18 protein-coding genes are annotated in these 18,359 nt (G+C 65.0%); 8 read left to right on the top strand and 10 right to left on the bottom strand.

The annotated features are described in order from the left end of the window. Positions 1–106: 106 nt before the first annotated feature. The gene (locus tag J0I79_RS23355; protein WP_292864615.1) at positions 107–3,457 is read right to left on the bottom strand and encodes an autotransporter domain-containing protein; all 3,351 of its coding nucleotides are present in this window, start codon (positions 3,455–3,457) and stop codon (positions 107–109) included. Positions 3,458–3,739: 282 nt separating this feature from the next. Between J0I79_RS23355 and J0I79_RS23350 the strand changes: the two genes are divergently transcribed. After that, complete coding sequence (locus J0I79_RS23350; RefSeq protein ID WP_292864612.1) at positions 3,740–4,366, top strand: glutathione S-transferase family protein; 627 nt, start codon at positions 3,740–3,742, stop codon at positions 4,364–4,366. A 40-nt stretch (positions 4,367–4,406) separates the two neighbouring features. Here J0I79_RS23350 and J0I79_RS23345 read toward each other — a convergent pair whose 3' ends face one another. From J0I79_RS23345 to J0I79_RS23330, 4 genes are all read right to left on the bottom strand, one after another. Next, positions 4,407–5,651, bottom strand: coding sequence for an RNA polymerase sigma factor (locus tag J0I79_RS23345; RefSeq protein WP_292864609.1), 1,245 nt, complete (start codon positions 5,649–5,651; stop codon positions 4,407–4,409). A 7-nt stretch (positions 5,652–5,658) separates the two neighbouring features. After that, positions 5,659–6,027, bottom strand: coding sequence for a YciI family protein (locus J0I79_RS23340; protein ID WP_292864606.1), 369 nt, complete (start codon positions 6,025–6,027; stop codon positions 5,659–5,661). Between the two features lie 219 nt (positions 6,028–6,246). Beyond that, the gene (locus tag J0I79_RS23335; RefSeq protein ID WP_292864603.1) at positions 6,247–6,717 is read right to left on the bottom strand and encodes a DCC1-like thiol-disulfide oxidoreductase family protein; all 471 of its coding nucleotides are present in this window, start codon (positions 6,715–6,717) and stop codon (positions 6,247–6,249) included. Positions 6,718–6,897: 180 nt separating this feature from the next. Beyond that, complete coding sequence (locus tag J0I79_RS23330; protein WP_013892047.1) at positions 6,898–7,038, bottom strand: hypothetical protein; 141 nt, start codon at positions 7,036–7,038, stop codon at positions 6,898–6,900. Between the two features lie 357 nt (positions 7,039–7,395). Between J0I79_RS23330 and J0I79_RS23325 the strand changes: the two genes are divergently transcribed. Both J0I79_RS23325 and ligD read left to right on the top strand, forming a co-directional pair. Further along, a complete protein-coding gene (locus J0I79_RS23325; protein ID WP_292864599.1) occupies positions 7,396–8,268 on the top strand; it encodes a Ku protein in 873 nt (290 codons plus the stop codon). A 12-nt stretch (positions 8,269–8,280) separates the two neighbouring features. Beyond that, the gene (ligD, locus tag J0I79_RS23320; RefSeq protein WP_292864597.1) at positions 8,281–10,794 is read left to right on the top strand and encodes a DNA ligase D; all 2,514 of its coding nucleotides are present in this window, start codon (positions 8,281–8,283) and stop codon (positions 10,792–10,794) included. 50 nt (positions 10,795–10,844) lie between these two features. Here ligD and J0I79_RS23315 read toward each other — a convergent pair whose 3' ends face one another. Then, complete coding sequence (locus J0I79_RS23315) at positions 10,845–11,519, bottom strand: winged helix-turn-helix domain-containing protein (protein WP_292864594.1); 675 nt, start codon at positions 11,517–11,519, stop codon at positions 10,845–10,847. Positions 11,520–11,587: 68 nt separating this feature from the next. Between J0I79_RS23315 and J0I79_RS23310 the strand changes: the two genes are divergently transcribed. The 3 genes from J0I79_RS23310 to J0I79_RS23300 all read left to right on the top strand — a co-directional run bounded on the left by J0I79_RS23310 (position 11,588) and on the right by J0I79_RS23300 (position 12,565). Continuing rightward, positions 11,588–11,803 carry a DUF1127 domain-containing protein gene (locus tag J0I79_RS23310; RefSeq protein ID WP_292864591.1) on the top strand — a complete coding sequence of 72 codons (216 nt, stop codon included), beginning with the start codon at positions 11,588–11,590 and terminating at the stop codon, positions 11,801–11,803. Between the two features lie 88 nt (positions 11,804–11,891). Further along, a complete protein-coding gene (locus J0I79_RS23305; RefSeq protein ID WP_292864588.1) occupies positions 11,892–12,224 on the top strand; it encodes an NIPSNAP family protein in 333 nt (110 codons plus the stop codon). Continuing rightward, positions 12,221–12,565: an antibiotic biosynthesis monooxygenase gene (locus J0I79_RS23300; RefSeq protein WP_292864585.1), complete on the top strand. Its 345-nt coding sequence runs from the start codon at positions 12,221–12,223 to the stop codon at positions 12,563–12,565. Before J0I79_RS23305 ends, J0I79_RS23300 begins: the two co-directional genes overlap by 4 nt. A 164-nt stretch (positions 12,566–12,729) precedes the next feature. Here J0I79_RS23300 and mbfA read toward each other — a convergent pair whose 3' ends face one another. After that, positions 12,730–13,713, bottom strand: a complete 984-nt coding sequence (mbfA, locus tag J0I79_RS23295) for an iron exporter MbfA (RefSeq protein ID WP_292864582.1) — start codon at positions 13,711–13,713, stop codon at positions 12,730–12,732. A 174-nt stretch (positions 13,714–13,887) separates the two neighbouring features. Here mbfA and J0I79_RS23290 point away from each other — a divergent pair, with 174 nt between their 5' ends. After that, entirely contained in the window at positions 13,888–14,211 is a 324-nt protein-coding gene (locus tag J0I79_RS23290; protein ID WP_292864578.1) for a hypothetical protein, read from the top strand. Positions 14,212–14,507: 296 nt separating this feature from the next. Further along, positions 14,508–15,482, top strand: coding sequence for a threonine/serine dehydratase (locus tag J0I79_RS23285; RefSeq protein ID WP_292864575.1), 975 nt, complete (start codon positions 14,508–14,510; stop codon positions 15,480–15,482). Positions 15,483–15,991: 509 nt separating this feature from the next. On the opposite strand, the gene J0I79_RS23280 is transcribed toward J0I79_RS23285, so the two are convergent. From J0I79_RS23280 to J0I79_RS23270, 3 genes are all read right to left on the bottom strand, one after another. After that, positions 15,992–17,128 (bottom strand): ABC transporter permease, encoded by a 1,137-nt coding sequence (locus J0I79_RS23280; protein ID WP_292864572.1) that lies wholly within the window; start codon positions 17,126–17,128, stop codon positions 15,992–15,994. Then, the gene (locus J0I79_RS23275) at positions 17,125–18,045 is read right to left on the bottom strand and encodes an ABC transporter ATP-binding protein (protein ID WP_292864569.1); all 921 of its coding nucleotides are present in this window, start codon (positions 18,043–18,045) and stop codon (positions 17,125–17,127) included. Before J0I79_RS23275 ends, J0I79_RS23280 begins: the two co-directional genes overlap by 4 nt. After that, the coding region (locus tag J0I79_RS23270) for an HlyD family efflux transporter periplasmic adaptor subunit (RefSeq protein ID WP_292864566.1) at positions 18,042–18,359 on the bottom strand (318 nt) is incomplete at its 5' end. The genes J0I79_RS23270 and J0I79_RS23275, both read right to left, overlap by 4 nt.

The raw sequence follows: 18,359 nt of genomic DNA, 5'->3' as shown, positions 1-18,359 counted from the left end.
GGTTAAATGGCCGGCCCGGTCGGGCCGGCAAGCCGGTACGTTTTAAGTCTTTGTTTTGATGCATGCCGTTGCCCCAGAACCGCTGCACACTTCTGGGCGACATGCATTAGAAGTCGACCGCCAAACCCGCCCTCAAGCCGTGACTGTCACCGCTCTTGCCGAGCTGGCCGGCATAGGAGGCATTGAGGGAAACGTTGCGCGCCAGCCTGGCGTTGATCCCGAAATCGAGGACGGCGACATCGCGGTCGATCGGCGCGCCCGCCACGGTGAAGGCGGTTCCCGCGCCGAACGCCAGCGTCGATGCCGGCGTGACATCGCCGATCGCATGCCGCCAGCCAAGCGAGGCACGCGCCGTCAGGGTCGATGTGCCGATCACGCCAAGGACCGTCTCCGCGCGCAGCCCCAGCGTCGTGAAGGTGGTTTCCATGCCGCCGCCCTTTGCCGTGAGGGCCGCCGCTCCGCCGCTTTCGGCAAAGCCGTGCGTGTCGACATTGACATAGGAAAGGCCGGCAAACGGTTCGAACGCGATGTCGCCGGCCTTCACCGTATAGGCGATCTCGCCAAAGGCCTGGGCGGTCCCCGCTTTGGTGTCGCCCCGTACACTGTCGAGGAAATCCGAGAAGGCGACGGTGCGCCTGGTCTCGATGTCGTGCCAAGTATAGGCAGCGCCTAGACGGACGGCCAAGGCGCCCCATTCGGTGCCACCGTAAAGCGCGACGTGATAATTGTCGCTCGAGCCGGACGAAGCCCGATCCTCGGCGTCAAACCGGGAACGGCTGAACCCGGCGGCGGCGCCGAACCGCCAGTTCTGGACGACGAGGCCATCGGCGCCGACGAGGAAGCCGGCGGTGTCGTGATCCAGGCGCGCGGCATTGCCGTCGCTATCGGCGCTGCCCCAGGACCCCAGCGCGCTGGTCCAGAAGGTCAGATCCGAAATCCCCCGCGCCTTGTCACCGGCCGCCCCGGCGGAGCCGTCCCTCGCCCGGCCGATCAGCGTATCGCGCAGCAAATGGCTGCTCTCCATCAGCACGCCAGCGGCGTCCGCATGGATCTCGCCTGACAGCGCGTCGAGGGCGCCCGGCAGGACATCGAGCCTTTCGACGAGCAACTGGTCGTAGATGGGGCTGCCCGCTCCGTCGCCTTCGACGGCGGCGGCGACGCTGCGCTGGTTCGCCGTCTGGCCGACGCTGGCGAAGGAGACATCGTTGCGGCTCAGCGTCAGATAGACATTCTTGGCGTCATAGCTGAGCGAAGCATCCAGGAATGCGAACGCATCGGCCAGCTGGCCGTTCTCGCCGCCGAAGGTGGTGCCGTTCAAGCCGCCTTCGGCCGACAGGATGGTGTAGGTCGTGCCGAGCGAATAGCTTCCCGCCACGGGCTTGGCCAGCGCGATCGCACCGTCCGACAGGGTCGCCGACCCGGTCGCGGCGATATGGTCGCTCGCGCCGGCGGCATTGACGCTGACCGCGTAGACGGAACCCGCCTCGAAGGTCACATCGCCCGCGACGATCAAGGTTGCCACGCCGGCGGTTCCGGCCCCCAACGCAACCGTGCCGCCGCTCCCAACGGTGAGGCCGCCAACGGTCCCTTGCCCCTCAAGCCGTCCGTTGTCGCCCAGCATCAGCTGCGACCGGGCCAGCGACGCATTGGAGAGCGTGAGCAGCGCATCCGTCACCTGGGTAGCGCCGGAGAAATCGGTGGAGCCGCTGAGCGCCCAGGCCGAACCCGCCGTGAGGTCGAGCGTATCGAAGTGGCGATAGGTCGCGCCGTCGCCCAGAAGCGCGAGATTGAAGCTTCCCGAGATTTCGCCCAGACGCAGCGTGTCGCTGCCGGCTCCGGCATCGACGGTGCCGCTGACGCTGCTTCCGGCCTGATAGACGAAGGTCTCGTCGCCGTCGCTCATCTCCACGGCGATGCCGTCGGCGCCGATGATCGAGCCGTAATTGACGATGGTGTTCTGCTGCGTGCCGATCATGCGGATGCCGAAGCCGGCCTTGCCCTCGATCGTCCCGTAATTGGTGATGGCGATCTTGTCGAAGGCCGGACCGGTTTCGCTGTCGTCGACCAGAATGCCGTTGTCTATGCCGCTGATGACGGCATTGCGGTGGGTCGCATCGCCGTTGACGATGATGCCACCGCCGATAGCGATGCCCTCGCTGGTCGCGGGACCGGGGTCGCCAACCTTGGTGCCGTTGGAACCCTGGCCCAGGATCGAGCCGTAATTGTAGATGTGGCCGATCGCGTCGATGTCGACGCCGTCGCCGTCGCCGTAACTGGCGTCCGGATTGAACGTGCCGATGATGGTGCCGTAGTTGACGACCTTCACCGGTTCCTGGCCCACGACAGTGTCATAGTTGATGCCCGATCCATTGTTGCCGATGATCGTGGCGTTCACATCGTTGTAGACACTGAGCGTCTGCTTGCCTGTAATGCCGTGGCGGGCGCCGGAGATAAGACCGTTGCCATAGTTGTTGACGGTGCCCGCATTGGTGTCCTGAAAATCGATGCCATCGCTGCTGGAGTTGGGATCGGGCGACTTGCCGATGATCTGCCCGTAATTCTCCACCACGCCGTTCGCGCCCGGCCGGATGGCATCGGCATCCGCCGTTTCGATCAGGCCCGTGGCGCGATTGATGATCTTGATCGTCGCGCCCGACGTGGCGACGTTGTTGAGATCGATCGCCTGGCCAGAATCGGCGCCGAGGCCGATCGAGCGGATGGTGCCGGCATTGTCGATCAGGATTTCTCCGACGGTCGGGATCTCGCTGACGCGTATGGCGTCGTTGACGGCCGAGATGAGCGCGCCTTCGCTGTTGGTCAGTTCGAACCGCTTCAGCGTGCCGGCATTGTTGATGTTGATGCCTCGGGCGGCCGATTGGGTGGACAGGATCTTGCCGCTGTTGAGGATCGTAATGGTGCCCGCCCCCGGGCGGATCGCATCGTCACCCTTGGACTCGATGGTGCCGCTGTTGGTGATGTCGACGACCGCATCGCCCGATGTGATGAGCGCGAAGTCGAGAGCCTGACCGGTCTGCGACACGATCGTGCCGGCATTGTCGATGCTGACCTTGCCCGAAGAGAGATTGTTGTTGATGCGGAACGCGTCATTGGCGGAGGTGATCGTCGCGCCGAGGTAGTTGTTCAGGGTAAAATTGCCGGACAGCGTCCCCGTCGTGTCGATGGCCCGGGTGTTGGCCTGGACGAGGCCGTAATTGTCGATGACGATGCCGGTCGCAGCACCGCTCCAGACAATCGCGTTGGCGCCGTTGACGACGAGCGACGCTCCGCTGCCGATCGTGCCGTGGTCGGCCCCGCCCACGGTCTTGACCGTGGTGGCGGAAGCGCCGGGAATGGTGAAGTCGGCAGCAAACGCCGTGGCCGGCGGGATTGTCAGGATGGCCAGAAGCGCGGCGCCGCTGACCGAGGCACGCAGCCCGGACACAATTGTACAATTCATCGAAAATCGCCCCAGTGTCAAAAATTGAAAGTCTCTGCTCGCGCTTGGGAAACAGAACTCCCCTTAGGGGGGCCATACTGAAGATTTGTGACAAAGCCGCATGATTGGCGCGCATGCTGGATTGGCGATGGCGCCGACGCGCCGGCCAACTCCAAGGCACGCAAATCACGGCCCTGGCCCGCTGAAAAACCGTGGCTGGCCGACGGCGGCCGGCTTGAGCAAAACCGGGCTTCCGGTTCATATCGTTTCCGGCCCGCGACCGATCGGGCCGGGGAGGATTTCATGTACAAGCTCTATACCCGTCCCGGCAGCGGCGGCTTCGTCGTCGAAGCGGCACTTGCCCTGGCCAACGCGCCGTTCGAGCAGATCGACGTGCCGAAGACCGACCGGCCGGACCAGGCCTTTCTCGATATCAGCCCGCTCAATCAGGTTCCCGTGCTGACCTTGCCGGACGGCAGTTCGATCACCGAATCGGCGGCGATCTGCATCCTGCTAGCCGAGCAGCATCCCGAAGCCGGCCTGGCGCCCGCGGCCGGTGCGCCGGCTCGTGCCGACTTCCTGCGCTGGATGGCCTTCATGTCCTCGGTGCTCTATCCGGCCGTGCTGCGGTTCTACTATGCGCCCCGCTACACCGCCGACGCCGACGGCACCAAGGCCGTCAAGCAGGCGGCCGTGGCCGAGATGGACCGTGGATTTGCCGTCATCGACACCGCGTTGCGCGGCCGCGACTGGCTGGCCGGCAAGGAGATGTCGCTGGCCGACATCTATCTGGCCATGCTGGTGGCCTGGCATCCCGAAACCGACAAAGCGCGGGCGGCGTGGCCGGAGATCGAGCGGCTGTGGGCACGACTGCGCGGCCACCCGCTGATGAAGACGCTGAACACTTCGCACGAGATGTGGCCCGCCTGACGGATCATGGCGTGGCGGCGCCCGTGGCCGGCATGACGCGTCAGTGCCGGAGCGCCGCGCGCCTTTCCTGCAGGAAGCGGCGCAAGGCGGGGTCACGCTCGAGGCCGATCGCCCTGTCATAGGCCTCGGTTGCCTGCGGCACCTGACCAAGCCTGGCCAGCAGGCCGGCGCGGGCCGCCCAGAAGGGCTGATAGTCGTCGAGCCGCTTGTCGTCTCCCAGCACATAGAGGGCGGCAAGTCCGGCCACCGCACCCTCGACCTCGGCGATCGCCACCGCGCGGTTGATCGCCACGACCGGCGATGCCGCGACCGCGAGCAGCGCGTCGTAGAGTTCGCGGATCGCCTCCCAGTCGGTATGGCCCGTCAGCCGTCGCGCCGTGTGGGCGGACTGTACCGCTGCCTCCAACTGGTAGCGGCCGATGGCGCCCAAGGTGGCTGCGCGGCGCAGCAAGGCTTCCGCCTCGTCGACCAAAGCGTGATCCCAAAGCGCATGATCCTGCTCGGCGAGCGGCACATAGTCGCCGGACGCGTCCCGGCGCGCGGCGCGGCGCGCCTCTGCAAACAGCATCAGCGAGAGCAGGCCGAGCGCTTCCGGCTCCTCCGGCAGCAACGACGCCACCAGCCGGCCGAGCCAGATGCCTTCCGTGGCGAGGTTGCGGCGCCGCGTCTCGGTGCCGGCCGGATCCAGCCAGCCTTCGGCGAAGGTGGCGTAGATGGCAGCAAGCACGGCATCCAGCCGTTCGCCGAGTTCGGCCCGCTCCGGCACGCGGAACGGAATACCGGTTTCGCGGATGCGGCTCTTGGCGCGCACCAGGCGCTGGCCCATCGTTGCCGGCGGGACAAGGAAGGCGGCGCCGATCGCGGCGGCGTCGAAACCCAGCACGGTCTGCAGGATCAGCGGCGCCCGCACGGCCGGATCGATCGCCGGGTGGGCGCAGGCAAACATCAGCCGCAATCTTTCGTCGGGCAGGTCCTCGTCGGTCATGCGTGCCTCCGCCTCCTCGGCAATCAGCCTGAGATGCTCGCGCCCGGCTTCGCTGGTCAGCCTGCGCCGCACGGCGTCGACACCGCGGCGTCTCGCCACCGCCAGCAGCCATGCTTCGGGCCTTTCGGGCACGCCGCTTCGCGGCCAACGCTCCAGCGCCGCGGCAAAGGCGTCCGCCAGCGCATCCTCCGCGGCGGCCACGTCGCGCGAGCGCGCCGCGAGCCATGCCAGCAGCTTGCCGTAGCTCTGCCGGGCGGCGGCTTCGGCGGCCGCCCGGGCGATCCGCGGGCTGTCGTCCATCACAAGGTCACTGCTTGGGCATGTAGTCGGCCATTTCCCAGATCGGCCGCAACTCGACCGTGCCGACGCTGGCCGCCGGACAGCGCGCCGCCCATTCGACGGCGGTGTCGATATCGGCCGCCTCGATCATGTAGAAGCCGGCAAGCTGTTCCTTGGTGTCGGCATAGGGACCATCGATCACGCTGGTCTTGCCGTCGGCGACCCGTACCGAAGTGGTCGCCTGGCTCGGGCGCAGCCGCTCGCCGGCCAGCCACACACCGGATTTCTTCAGCGCTTCGGTATAGGCGCCATAGGCCGCGCTCATCTGCTGGATCTTCTCGACCGGCATGTTCGCCATCGCGGCTTCGTCGCTGTTGATCAGGATTATGTATCGCATGGGTCTTCTCCCGTGGTTTGGAAGGCCGCGTCCTTGCGGGGCCGGACGTATGTCGCGTGGCGTCGGCCGATTTCGACAGGTGCTGGAAAAATCTTTCGGCCTCTCCCGCGCACTGTGCAAGCGCGGAGCTGACCAGCAGGGGCCGAGACGGCTGCTTCGGAGCGTCGCGGAGTCGATGGCTCTCAGCCAGTCGCGACAGCGATCAAGCCCCCAGAGTTCTCACCCGATGAACCGTCCGCGCAGTTCCGCCGGCGGGATGTCGCAACTGTCCTTCCTGCCGAACAGCGCATAGCGGTTTTTGGCGACGCGGTCGTAGAGCCAGTCGCGCAGCGGGCGCGGCAGCAGCAACAGGAGCCTGGCCGCGCGCCACGGCCAGCCGAGTGCCGACATGACGGCGACGAAACTGTCGAGGCGGGTGAAAGGGACGCCGCCGACGAGGGCGAGATTGGTCTCGTAATCGTCGGTCGGCAGGCCGTATCGGCGAAACAGGGCTTCGCCGAGCGGCGACTGCGCGGCGGTGAAGCGGAAGCGGGCCTTGCGGTCGAGCTTCAGCACCATGCGCACGAAGCCGGAGCAGAAGACGCAGACGCCGTCGAAGACGATCAGCGGCTGGCCGGCATCGACATGGCTTGCATCTGATGGAACAGGGCGGACTGGTACTGGCGGACTGGACTCGGGAAGGTCGGTCACGCTGGCCTCGGCTGCTTATGTCCCCGGGACATTAAGCCAGCCGATGGCGAGGTCAAAGACGCGGCGATGCCGCACGCCGCCGGTCAAGCAGGACCGGACGCTCGGCGCGGTAGGTGGTGGCGCGGGACTCGGCGCCCGGCCTGCAGATGCGGCTGTTGTGCCTGACTTCGAAAGTCATGGTCAGTGCGCGCCGAGCGAGGTGCCGCGACGGGCGCAAGCCGGGCCGGGGCCGCGCATGTAATAGCGCTCCGGACGATAGGTCGGCGCGACGAATTCGCGGATGGCGGCGGCGTAGCCGATGAGGTGCGTGAGGAAGTTCATTTTACTTGGTCCCTGTCCCGGTTTCGGATGTCCCTTCCGAATTGCGAGAACGATAGCATCGAGGCGTGAATAGTCGGTGAACGTGATGTTAATTTCTGGTCGAAAACCCGTCGGATCGTGGCCGGAATGCGGCTGATTCGGGGTGTTTCCAAGCCTTTTGTCGCCATTCCAGCCCGTGTGACTTTTGCATCACATATGTTTCGTTTGAATGTCGCCTGCGCGCGTTTCTGTTTCAGCTTTCGGACGGCGCAGGGAATTTCCTTGCTCCAGCGGCCCCGGCGGGCCGCCGGGGCTTGCATCGGCCTGGAACTGGAATGGAACTTGCCCGTTCTCGACCTGTCACCACAGGAGTTTGCCATGGCGCCGCGCCCGGCCTGGAAAGGCTATCTGAAGCTTTCGCTGGTCACCTGCGCCATCGAGCTCACCAATGTGGTCACGCATACCGAGAAGGTCTCGTTCCGCATCCTCAACCGCAAGACCGGCAATACGGTGAAGCGGATCTATGTCGACGCCGAGACCGGCAAGCCGCTTGGCGAAGGCGACGAAATCAAAGGCTACGAACTGGACGATGGCGACTTCGTCCATATCGAGGAAGACGAGATCGAGGCTGTCGAGATCGAATCCTCGCATACGATGAGCCTCGACGGTTTCGTCGAGAAAGCCTCGATCGAGCAGATTTACCTCGATACGCCCTATTACGTCGCGCCGGCCGACAAGGTGTCGGAAGAGGCCTTCGCGGTCATCCGCGACGCCATGGCGGGCAAGAAGATGGCCGGCCTGGCGCGTATCGTGCTCTACAACCGGGAACGTCCTGTGGTCATCGAGCCGCTCGGCAAGGGCATGGTGCTGACCACGCTGCGCTACGACAACACGGTGCGCCAGCCCGAAACCGTGTTCGGCGATATCAAGGCGGTGAAGACGGACCAGGAGATGACGGAGCTTGCCGAGCTAATCATCGACAAGAAGAAGGCCAAGTTCGATCCGTCGAAATTCGACGACAAATACGAAGACGCGCTGCTGGAACTGATCCGGGCCAGGAAGGCCGGGCACAAGGCGCCGAAAGCCAAGGCCGCCCCCAAGCCGTCCAATGTCGTCAACCTCTTCGACGCGCTCAAGAAGAGCTTGTCGTCGGACGGCGGCGGAAAGGCCGGCAAGGCGGCAGCGAAGACCAGGACGGCGCCCAAGGCCCGCAAGCCGAAACCGGCGGCGCCAAAGCGCAAATCGGCCTGAGGCGGCAGGCAGATGGCAGGTCTCGAACAATATCGTTCCAAGCGCGACTTCAAGAAGACCGCCGAACCGGCGGGCAAGCTGAGCCGGCGTACGAAAGACAAGGCCGGCGGCATCTTCGTCATTCACAAGCATGCCGCCACAAGGCTCCACTACGACCTCAGGCTCGAGCATGGCGGCGTTCTGTGGAGCTGGGCGGTGACCCGCGGCCCGAGCCTCGACCCGCATGAGAAGCGGCTGGCGGTTCACGTCGAGGACCATCCGATCGACTATGCGCCGTTCGAAGGCACGATCCCGAAGGGCGAATACGGCGGAGGCTCGGTCATCGTCTGGGACGAGGGCACATGGGCGCCCGAGGGCGACCCGGCCAAGGCGATGAAGAAGGGCCATATTAGCTTCGAGCTGCATGGCCACAAACTGCAAGGCCTGTGGCATCTGGTGCGGCTGAAGCCGCGCCCGGGCGAGAAGCGCGACAACTGGCTGCTGATCAAATCGGACGATGCCGCCGCGCGCCCCGGCGAGGACATTCTGAAGGAGGCGCCGGAATCGGTGAAGTCCGGACTGACGGTCGAGGAAGTCGGTCAGGGCAAAACGGCCAGGGGCAAGAAGCCGGAGGTCTGGCATTCGGACAGGCCCGCCGAAGGTAAGGCGAAAGCTCCGGGCGGGAAACTCGAATTCATCGAGCCACAGCTGGCGACGCTGGAACGTGAAGCGCCGCCGGGCAAGGACTGGCTGCACGAGGTGAAATTCGACGGCTATCGCATGCAGGCGCAGATCGCCGGGGCCGATGTGCAGCTGCTGACCCGTACAGGCCTCGACTGGACAGAGAAATTCGGCGCGGAGATCGTCGCCGAGCTGGCCGGCCTGAAGTGCTGCGATGCCATCGTCGACGGCGAGATCGTCGTGCTGGCCGACAGCGGCGTCTCCTCATTCGCGCTGCTGCAGCAGGATCTGTCGGCCAGGCGCACCAACCTCTTCGTCTACTATGTCTTCGATCTCATGCGGCTCGACGGCCGGGACTTGCGCGGGGAGCCGCTGGTCGAACGCAAACAGGCCCTGCAGGAACTGCTGGGCAAGCAACAGGAAAATTCGGCGGTGCGTTTCTCCGACCATTTCGCCGAGCCGGGCAAAGTCATGCTTGAGCATGCCTGCCGCATGGGTCTGGAAGGCGTCGTCTCCAAACGAGCCGACGCGCCCTATCGCAGCGGTCGCGGGCCGTCCTGGGTGAAATCGAAATGCACGGCGCGGCAGGAGTTCGTCATCGGCGGCTATCTGCCGTCGGAAAAGACGGGGCGCGGACTGCGCTCCCTGCTGGTCGGCTACAATGAAGATGGCAAGCTGCGCTATGCCGGCCGGGTCGGCACCGGCTTTTCGGCCAAAGGCGCAAACGCGCTGAAGAAGAAGCTCGATGCGCTCAAGGCAAAGGAATCGCCTTTCGACACCGCCGTGCCCAAGGGCAAGGGCCTGGTCTGGGTCAAGCCGGAACTGGTCGGCGAAGTGGAGTTCCGCAGTTGGACCTCGGACCGTATAATACGCCATGCCTCGTTCCAGGGATTGCGCGAGGACAAGCCGGCGGAGGAAGTCGTGCAGGAAAAACCCAAGGCGGCTGCGGCCAAGAGCCCGACCAAGGCGAAATCTTCATTGGACGGCGGCGGCAAGTCCGCCGGGACGACGGCGACGAGCATAAAGCTTTCCCATCCCGACAAGCTGCTGTGGCCCGACGAGAAGATTTCCAAGCAGGGGCTGCTCGACCATTACGAACGGATATGGCCGCGCATGGAACAGTTCGTCGTCAACCGGCCGCTCAGCCTTGTGCGGGCGCCCGATGGCGTCGGCGGGCCGCGCTTCTTCCAGAAACATGCCTCGGCCGGGATGAGCGACAAGATCGCGCGGATGAAGGACCCGGCCGACGGCGAGGAAATCCTGTTCGTGCGGGATTTCGACGGCATTGCCGCGCTCGTCCAGTACGGCGTGGTCGAAATCCATATCTGGGGCTGCACGACCGACAGGCTCGAACAGCCGGACCAGATCATCTTCGACCTCGACCCCGACGAAGGCGTGGACGTGAAAATGGTGCGCGAGGCGGCGCTCGATATCAGGGGTAGGCTCGACGAACTGGCGCTGCCCAATTTCGTCAAGACATCGGGCGGCAAGGGCTATCACGTGCTGGTACCGCTGAAACCGTCGGCGGATTGGGATGAGGTGAAGAGCTTCGCCCATGATTTCGCCAAGGCGCTCGAACAGGCTTCTCCCGATCGCTACACCGCGACGCTGTCGAAGAAAGCGCGGACGGGAAAAATCTTCGTCGACTATCTGCGCAACGGCAGAGGGTCGACCACCGTGGCGCCCTATTCGTCGCGCGCCAAGAAAGGCGCCACCGTGTCGATGCCGGTGACATGGGCCGAGATTGAGGCCGGGCTGGCGCCGAACGCTTTTCCGATCGGCGACAAGACGACCGCGAAGCAGTTGACCGAAGCCGATCCATGGAAGGGGTTTTTCGAGGCGGGGAAGGTGTTGAAGCGGGGGTAGTTCGCGCAGCAGGTCAGCGCGGCGATCCTTCGCGCCGACGTCTCCGCAGACTACCCCAAAAACACCCGCTCGAACGCCTGCTTGCCCGGCGGCGAGAACACCACCGCGCGGCTGTCCTTCTCGCGCCGCGCCCATTTCTCGGCGAGGATCTTGTCGAGAATCGCCGCACCCAGCGTGCCGGCGAGATGTGAGCGGCGCACGCTCCAGTCGAGGCAGGCGCGGCAGACCGGGCGGCGCGGTTTGGCATCGACATCGATGCCGATCGCCGCGAAATGCGAGGCGGCCGACGGGCCGAGCCTGATCTCGTTCTCATTGCGCAGCAGGATGTCCTTCTCGACCAGACGGTCGAGCATAGCCACGGCCTGCTCGCCGGCGAGGTGGTCGTAGCAGACGCGCGCCACGCGCATGGCGGCATCGCGTGGACCCGGCCGCACCCGCTTGGGGCCGACGGCCTCCGCGACACCGGTAATGGCTTCGATCATGCCCGCCACCTGCGGGCCGGCCAAACCGTAGTAGCGATGGCGACCCTGGCTGGCCAGGGTCAGCAATCCGCCCTCCATCAGTTTCGACAGATGCGAGGAGGCGGTCGGCAGCGATACGCCGGCCTCCAGCGCCAGTTCGCTCGCCGTCAGCGCGGTGCCACCCATCAACGCGGAAAGCATGTTGGCGCGGGCCGGGTCGCCGATCAGGCTGGCGATGCGGGCAATGTCGGGTCCTTCACGCATGGTTTGATCCTTATCGAAGTATTCTCGCCAGATAATCACTATCCTGCGGTCAGATCAAGGAGACGACGATGACCGCCCGAACCGCCCCTACCCCAGTCCCGCTCCCAGGCCGCAGACCGTTCCCGTTTCTGACCTGGGTCCGGTCCCGCCTGCTGGCCCGCTGGTATGACCGGCATGTGCAGCGCAGCGACCTCCGGGAGATCGACGACCACCTGCTGCGGGACCTCGGCCTGACACCGCAGGACGTGCGCCGCGAATGCGCGAAATCCTTCTGGCAGGCCTGACCGCCACGGCGTTGCCTAGCAAATCCTGGCGGCACGACGTTTCGATGCCGCTCGAAGCATCGATGCAAAGCCAATCAAGGAGACCGAGATGACCATCACCTGCTTTATCCGATACGAGATCGACCCGTTCGGCAAGGCGGCCTTCGAGGAGTATGCGCGCAACTGGGGCCAGGCCATTCCGCGTTGCGGCGCCGACCTGATCGGCTATTTCGCGCCGCATGAGGGTTCGGCCACCACGGCCTATGCGGTCTACAACATCGAAAGCCTGGCCGCCTACGAGGCCTATCGCGCCCGGCTTGCCGCCGATCCCGCCGGCAAGGCAAACTACGAATTCGCCCGCCGCGAACGATTCATCCTCAAGGAGGACCGCATGTTCCTGAAACTGGCGTCGGGCCCGCACGCGCCTCTGGTGAAGACATGATCGCCGTCATTTTCGAGGTCGAGCCGGCGCAGGGCCGCCGCGAGGCCTATCTTGGTATCGCCGCCCAGTTGCGGCCGCTGCTCGACGGCATCGACGGCTTCATCTCCATCGAGCGCTTCCAGAGCCTTGCCGACCCCAACCGCATCCTGTCCCTGTCGTTCTGGCGCGACGAGGAGGCGGTTAAGGCCTGGCGCAACACCGAAGAGCACCGGCAGGCGCAACAGGCGGGGCGCGGCGGTATCTTTGCCGGCTACCGATTGCGCATCGCGCATGTGGTGCGCGACTATGGACTGACCGAGCGGGACGAGGCGCCGGCCGACAGCCGGGCGGTCAATGGCTAGCGCCTCTTCCTTCTCCCCTTGTGGGAGAAGGTGTCGCCGAAGGCGACGGATGAGGGGTGTTCCAGGGAACACAAACGCCTCACTCCGCTGGAACACCCCTCATCCGTCTCGGCGCTGACGCGCCGATCCACCTTCTCCCACAGGGGGAGAAGGAAGAACCGCACTCACGCATTGCCGATCAGCACGCCCGCCGCGAAGACCAGCGCGCCGCCCAGCACCACCTGGAAGGCGGCGCGCAGGAAGGGCGTCTGCATGTAGCGATTCTGGACGAAGGCGATGGCCCACAGTTCGAAGAACACGACCACGGCGGCAACGGCGGTCGCCGTCCAGAAATGCGGGATGAGATAGGGCAGCGCATGGCCGAGGCCGCCCAGCGTCGTCATAATGCCGACGGTGAGGCCGCGCTTGATCGGCGAGCCTCGCCCCGACAGCTTGCCGTCATCCGACGCGACCTCGGTGAAACCCATCGAGATGCCGGCGCCGATCGAGGCGGCGAGACCGACTAGCAGTGTCTGCCAGGTGTCGTGCGTGGCGAAGGCGGCGGCGAAGATCGGCGCCAACGTCGACACCGAGCCGTCCATCAGGCCCGCCAGCCCAGGCTGCACATAGGTGAGGATGAACTGGCGCTGTTCGGCGGTGGCTTCTTCTTCCTTGACCTCGCCCGTCACATGCTTCTGTTCGAGGTCGTGCGCCGAGCTTTGATGGCCCTGCTCGGCCGCAGCCAGGTCGTCGAGCAGTTTGCGGGTCGAGGCATCTGTCGTGCGCTTGGCCGCCTCGACATAGAACAGATAGGCCTGCCGCTCCATCGCCTCGGCCTGGCGACGCACCGCCTCGATGCCCAATGGCCGCACCAGCCAGTCGGGTTTGCGCTCGTAATAGCCCTTCACATGCTCGCGGCGGATGAGCGGGATGCGCTCGCCGAAGCGCTTGCGGAACAGTTCGATCAGCGCATCGCGGTGGCCATCCTCCTCCTCGGCCATCGCCTCGAACACTTTGGCCGATTGCGGGAAGGCTTCCGCCAGCCCGTCGGCGTAGGCGCGGTAGATGCGGCCGTCATCTTCCTCCGACGAAATCGCGAGCGCCAGGATCTCCTGCTCGGAGAGCGAATCGAAAGGGCGGCGGCCGAAGCCGAAGACACGGGAAAGCATGAGGAAATTACCCTAGTTTAGAATAGTTCTAAACTAGGGTTCCCAGAGCCTCAGGTCAATTGCGCCGCCGCGTCGCGGGTCAACAATTGTTGAAGCCTCGGCATGCGAGCCGCACTTCATTATCAGCGAATGTTCACCTATATGTATAGCCAACCCGTAGCGAGGAACGAGCCGATGACGGCGAAGAAGCCAGAGCATGCCTACGATCCGAAACCAGTCCTCGATCTCATCGCCAGCATCGAGGCCGACCTGCAACGGCTGAAGGGCCTGGTCGAGCAGCAGGTCGAGAAATTCGACCCCGCCAACCCGCACAACAAGGCGCCCGACGGCAAGCTGACCGAAGAGGGCGTCGAGTGCTGCTACCGCATGTTCGACGAGGGTAAATCGCGCTATTCGGTCGCCCAGCAGATGAAGATCTCTTTCGCCGCCGCCACCCACCGCTTCAACAGCTGGCGCAAGCTGGGCGGAACGAAGCGGCAGAGGACGCTGCTTGGCTAAATTGGGTGAACGTCACGGCTGCACGCCCCTCTCTGGCCTGCCGGCCATCTCCCCCTCAAGGGGGGAGATCGGCTCTCGTCCCTCGGTTTCGCCAATCTCCAACATTCAAAGAATCGCGGAACGGCGAAGCTGCTAATCTCCCCCCTTGAGGGGGAGATGTCCGGCAGGACAGAGAGGGGCGTGCCGCCGTGACGTTGGCTACCCTCCCGCCCAACATTGTACCCGTCACATTTTTTCGGTGGCATCGCCGCCCTTTGCGTGCACGATGGCTGCATCACATTCGTACGGGATCCGCCATGACCACCCTTCCCGGCATCGCCGACATCCATGCCGCCGCAGCCCGACTTTCCGGGCTGATCGTCGAAACCCCGCTGCTCGAATCCGCCGAGCTGAACAAACGCTTCGGCGGCCGCATCCTGTTCAAGCCGGAGACCTTGCAGCGCACCGGGTCGTTCAAGTTCCGCGGCGCCTATAACAAGCTGTCGTCGCTGAGCGCCGAGGAGCGCGGCCGAGGCGTCGTCGCCTTCTCCTCGGGCAACCATGCGCAAGGCGTGGCGGCTTCCGCCGCCATGTTCGGCGTCGAGGCCGTCATTGCAATGCCCGCCGATGCGCCGGCGATGAAGATCGGCAATGTCCGCAGGATGGGCGCGCAGGTGGTGCCGTTCGACCGCTTTCGCGACGACCGCATGACAGTGGTTCGTCCCTATCTGGACAAGGGCATGGCGCTGGTTCCGCCCTTCGACGATCCGGCCATCATTGCCGGCCAGGGCACGATCGGGCTGGAACTGATGAGCCAGGCGAAGGCGCTGGGCGTATCGCTGGATGCCGTCGCCATACCTTGCGGCGGCGGCGGCCTGAGCAGCGGCATCTCCATCGCGGTCAAGGACGCATCGCCCGGCACGGCGGTCTGGGCGGTGGAGCCCGAGCATTTCGACGACACGCGCCGGTCGCTCGCCGCCGGGGCCCGGGTCTCCAACGACCCCGGTTACAACTCGATCTGCGATGCGATCCTGACCGCCGAGCCAGGCATCATCACCTTCGAGATCAACCGCCGCAACCTCGCCGGCGCCATCGCAGTCTCCGAGGATGCCGTCAGGCAGGCGATGCGCGACGCCATGGCCCAGCTCAAGCTGGTGGTGGAACCGGGCGGCTGCGTGGCGCTCGCGGCGCTGTCGTCCGGCCAGATAGACCTCGCCGGCAAATGCGTCGCCGTGGTGCTCTCCGGCGGCAATGTCGACTTCGCCACCTACGCCGGAATCATGGCCGCGTAGGACCGCGCGTCGCTGCGCGGCGCGATGCGGCGGGCATCCCCCGCGCGGGATATGCGAACCCGTGCGGGCACCCGTATGCTCACAGCAGGCATGGAATCATCTTGCCTCAGTGGGAGACAGCATGAAGAAGATTTACGAGAGACCGCTGCTGGTCAAGCGCCAGAAGCTTTCCAGGGTAACAGCGATCCTGTGCACGCCCTCCAATCCATGTCCCTGATCGGTTGGCCGCTCCACGGTTTTCTCGATTCCGGCACGCTTCGTGCGGCCTGATGCGGATTGCCGTGGATTCCTGTATGATCAATGCGTCGCCATGGGCGATGGCCGTCCCTGGAGCTGGAGGCAAATATGAAGAAGACTTATGTGAAGCCGCGGCTGGTCAAGCGCGAAAAGCTCTCCGATGTCACTGCGGTGACGTGCTCGGTTTCACATCCGTGCCCGTAAAAGCTGCCCGCCAACAGCGCTGACGAATTGCTGCGGCTGGCATTCATCAGGGCCCGCCCAGGCGCTGATCAGTCGAGCGTGCGCCTGAACCGCAAGAGGGCGGTGCCCGCGAACACCAGCACGAACACGACCAGCCAGCCGATCTCGGCGGCGATGGCGTGAAAGTCAGCGCCCTTCAGCATGACCGCGCGGGTGATGCGCAGGAAATGCGTCAGCGGAAAGATCTCGCCCAGCGCCTGGGCCCAGCCCGGCATGCCGCGATAGGGGAACATGAAGCCCGACAGGAGCAGCGACGGCAGGAAGAAGAAGAAGGTGAGCTGCATCGCCTGCATCTGCGAGCGGGCCATGGTCGAGATGGTGTAGCCGAGCAGCACCAGCGACAGCACGAAGACAAGCACCGACGACAACAGCAGCGTCAGGCTGCCGACGAACGGGATATCGAACAGGAGCTTCGCCGCCACCAGCACCACAGCGACCTGCACCGCGCCGACGACAAGGAAGGGCAGCACCTTGCCCAGCATGATCTCGGCCGGGCTGGACGGCATGGCGAGCAGGTTCTCCATCGTGCCGCGCTCGGTTTCACGGGTCAGCGCCATGGCTGTCATCATCACCATGGTCATCTGCAGGATGACGCCGAGCAGGCCGGGCACGATGTTGTATTGCGAAATGCCTTCTGGATTGTAGCGCTGGTGCACCACCACCTGAAGCTGCTGCCTGGCATTCTCGGCGGCGGCCGCCTGCATGCCCTGGGCACGCAGCAGCGCCTGGCTCGCCACCGTGCTCAGCGTTGAAATGGCGCCGCTCGCGGCCGAAGGATCGGTCGCGTCCGCCTCGATCAGGATCTGCGGATTGTCGCCGCGCTCGACCCGCTTGGCGAAGTCGGCCGGGATGGTGACGACGAAGGAGACATCGCCGCGCGCCATCAGGAACTCGGCCTCCTCGGCGCTATCGGTAACATGGTCGAAACGGTAGTATCCCGTTACCTGGAGCGCGGAGACCATGGCGCGCGTATACTGGTCGTTGCTCATCGCCACCAGCGCCGTCGGCAGGCCTTTCGGATCGTTGTTGATGGCAAAGCCGAACAGAACCAGCTGCAGCAGCGGCACGCCAAGCATCATGGCGAAGGTGATGCGGTCGCGCCGCATCTGGATGAATTCCTTGATCAGCAAGGCGCCGAGCCGGGCGAAGGAAAAGACACTGTTCATGCCATATTGTCCTTCGAGCCGGACATGAACTGGATGAAGACATCCTCGAGGCTGGTCTCGCCGGGCGTCACCGTCACGCCCTCATGCGTCTTCTCGACGTCGGCAAGCGCCGCTTCGAGTTTCTTGCGGTCGGAACCGACGACATGCAGCGTGGCGCCGAACGGCGCCACCTGGTCGACACCGGGGCGGCCCTGCAGCTCTTCCGCCACCTTGGCGAGCCGCGGACCCTGTACGACGAAGGTGGTCAGGCCGGCATTTTTCACCACCTCGGCCACCGTGCCGGTGGCCAGCATCTTGCCGTAGGAGATGTAGCTGATGCGGTGGCAGCGCTCGGCTTCGTCCATATAGTGGGTGGAAACCAGCACGGTCAGGCCGCCGCTGGCAAGGCGATGGATCTCGTCCCAGAATTCGCGCCGCGCCTTCGGGTCGACGCCGGCCGTCGGCTCGTCGAGCAGCAGCAGCTTCGGCTTGTGCATGATGCACGCGGCCAGCGCCAGCCGCTGCTTCCAGCCGCCGGACAGCGTGCCCGCCAGCTGGTTGCGGCGCGACGTCAGGCCGAGTTCTTCCAACGTCCTGACGACATATTGCTCGACCGGTTTCAGCCGGTAGAGCCGCGCCACGAATTCGAGATTCTCGCCGATGGTCAGATCCTCGTAGAACGAGAATTTCTGCGTCATGTAGCCGACTTCACGCTTGATCCTGAGCGACTCCGTGCGGATGTCGAAACCCAGCACCGTGCCTTCGCCCTCGTCCGGCGTCAGCAGGCCGCACATGATGCGGATGGTGGTGGTCTTGCCCGAACCGTTGGGGCCGAGGAAGCCGACGATCTCGCCCTCGGAGACCGACATCGTCACATGGTCGACGACGGTCTTGTCGCCAAAGCGTTTGACCAGGCCATGGACGTCGATGGCGTTCACTTGCCGATATCCGCGAGGTCGACGTCGACGATCTGGCCGGGCTGCAGCAGGCCGGCATCGCCCTCCGGACGCGCCTCGACGAGGTAGACCAGCTTCTGGCGGTTCTCCAGGGAGTAGATGACCGGCGGGGTGAATTCGGGATCGGGCGAGACATAGCTGACGCGCGCCTTCACGTCCGGGCCGCAGCCGTCGCAGCGGACGCTGAGCAGGCTGCCGATCTTGACCGAGGAGAAGGATGCTTCCGGTATATAGACGCTGAGTTTGACCGCTCTGTCGGGCAGCACCGAAACGACGGGCGCGGTCGGGCCCGCCGT

This window comes from Mesorhizobium sp., from assembly GCF_017306585.1.
Classification (GTDB): Bacteria; Pseudomonadota; Alphaproteobacteria; order Rhizobiales; family Rhizobiaceae; genus Mesorhizobium.
The sequence above is the reverse complement of the archived record's forward strand: the minus strand, read 5'-3'. Positions and strand labels throughout refer to the sequence as shown.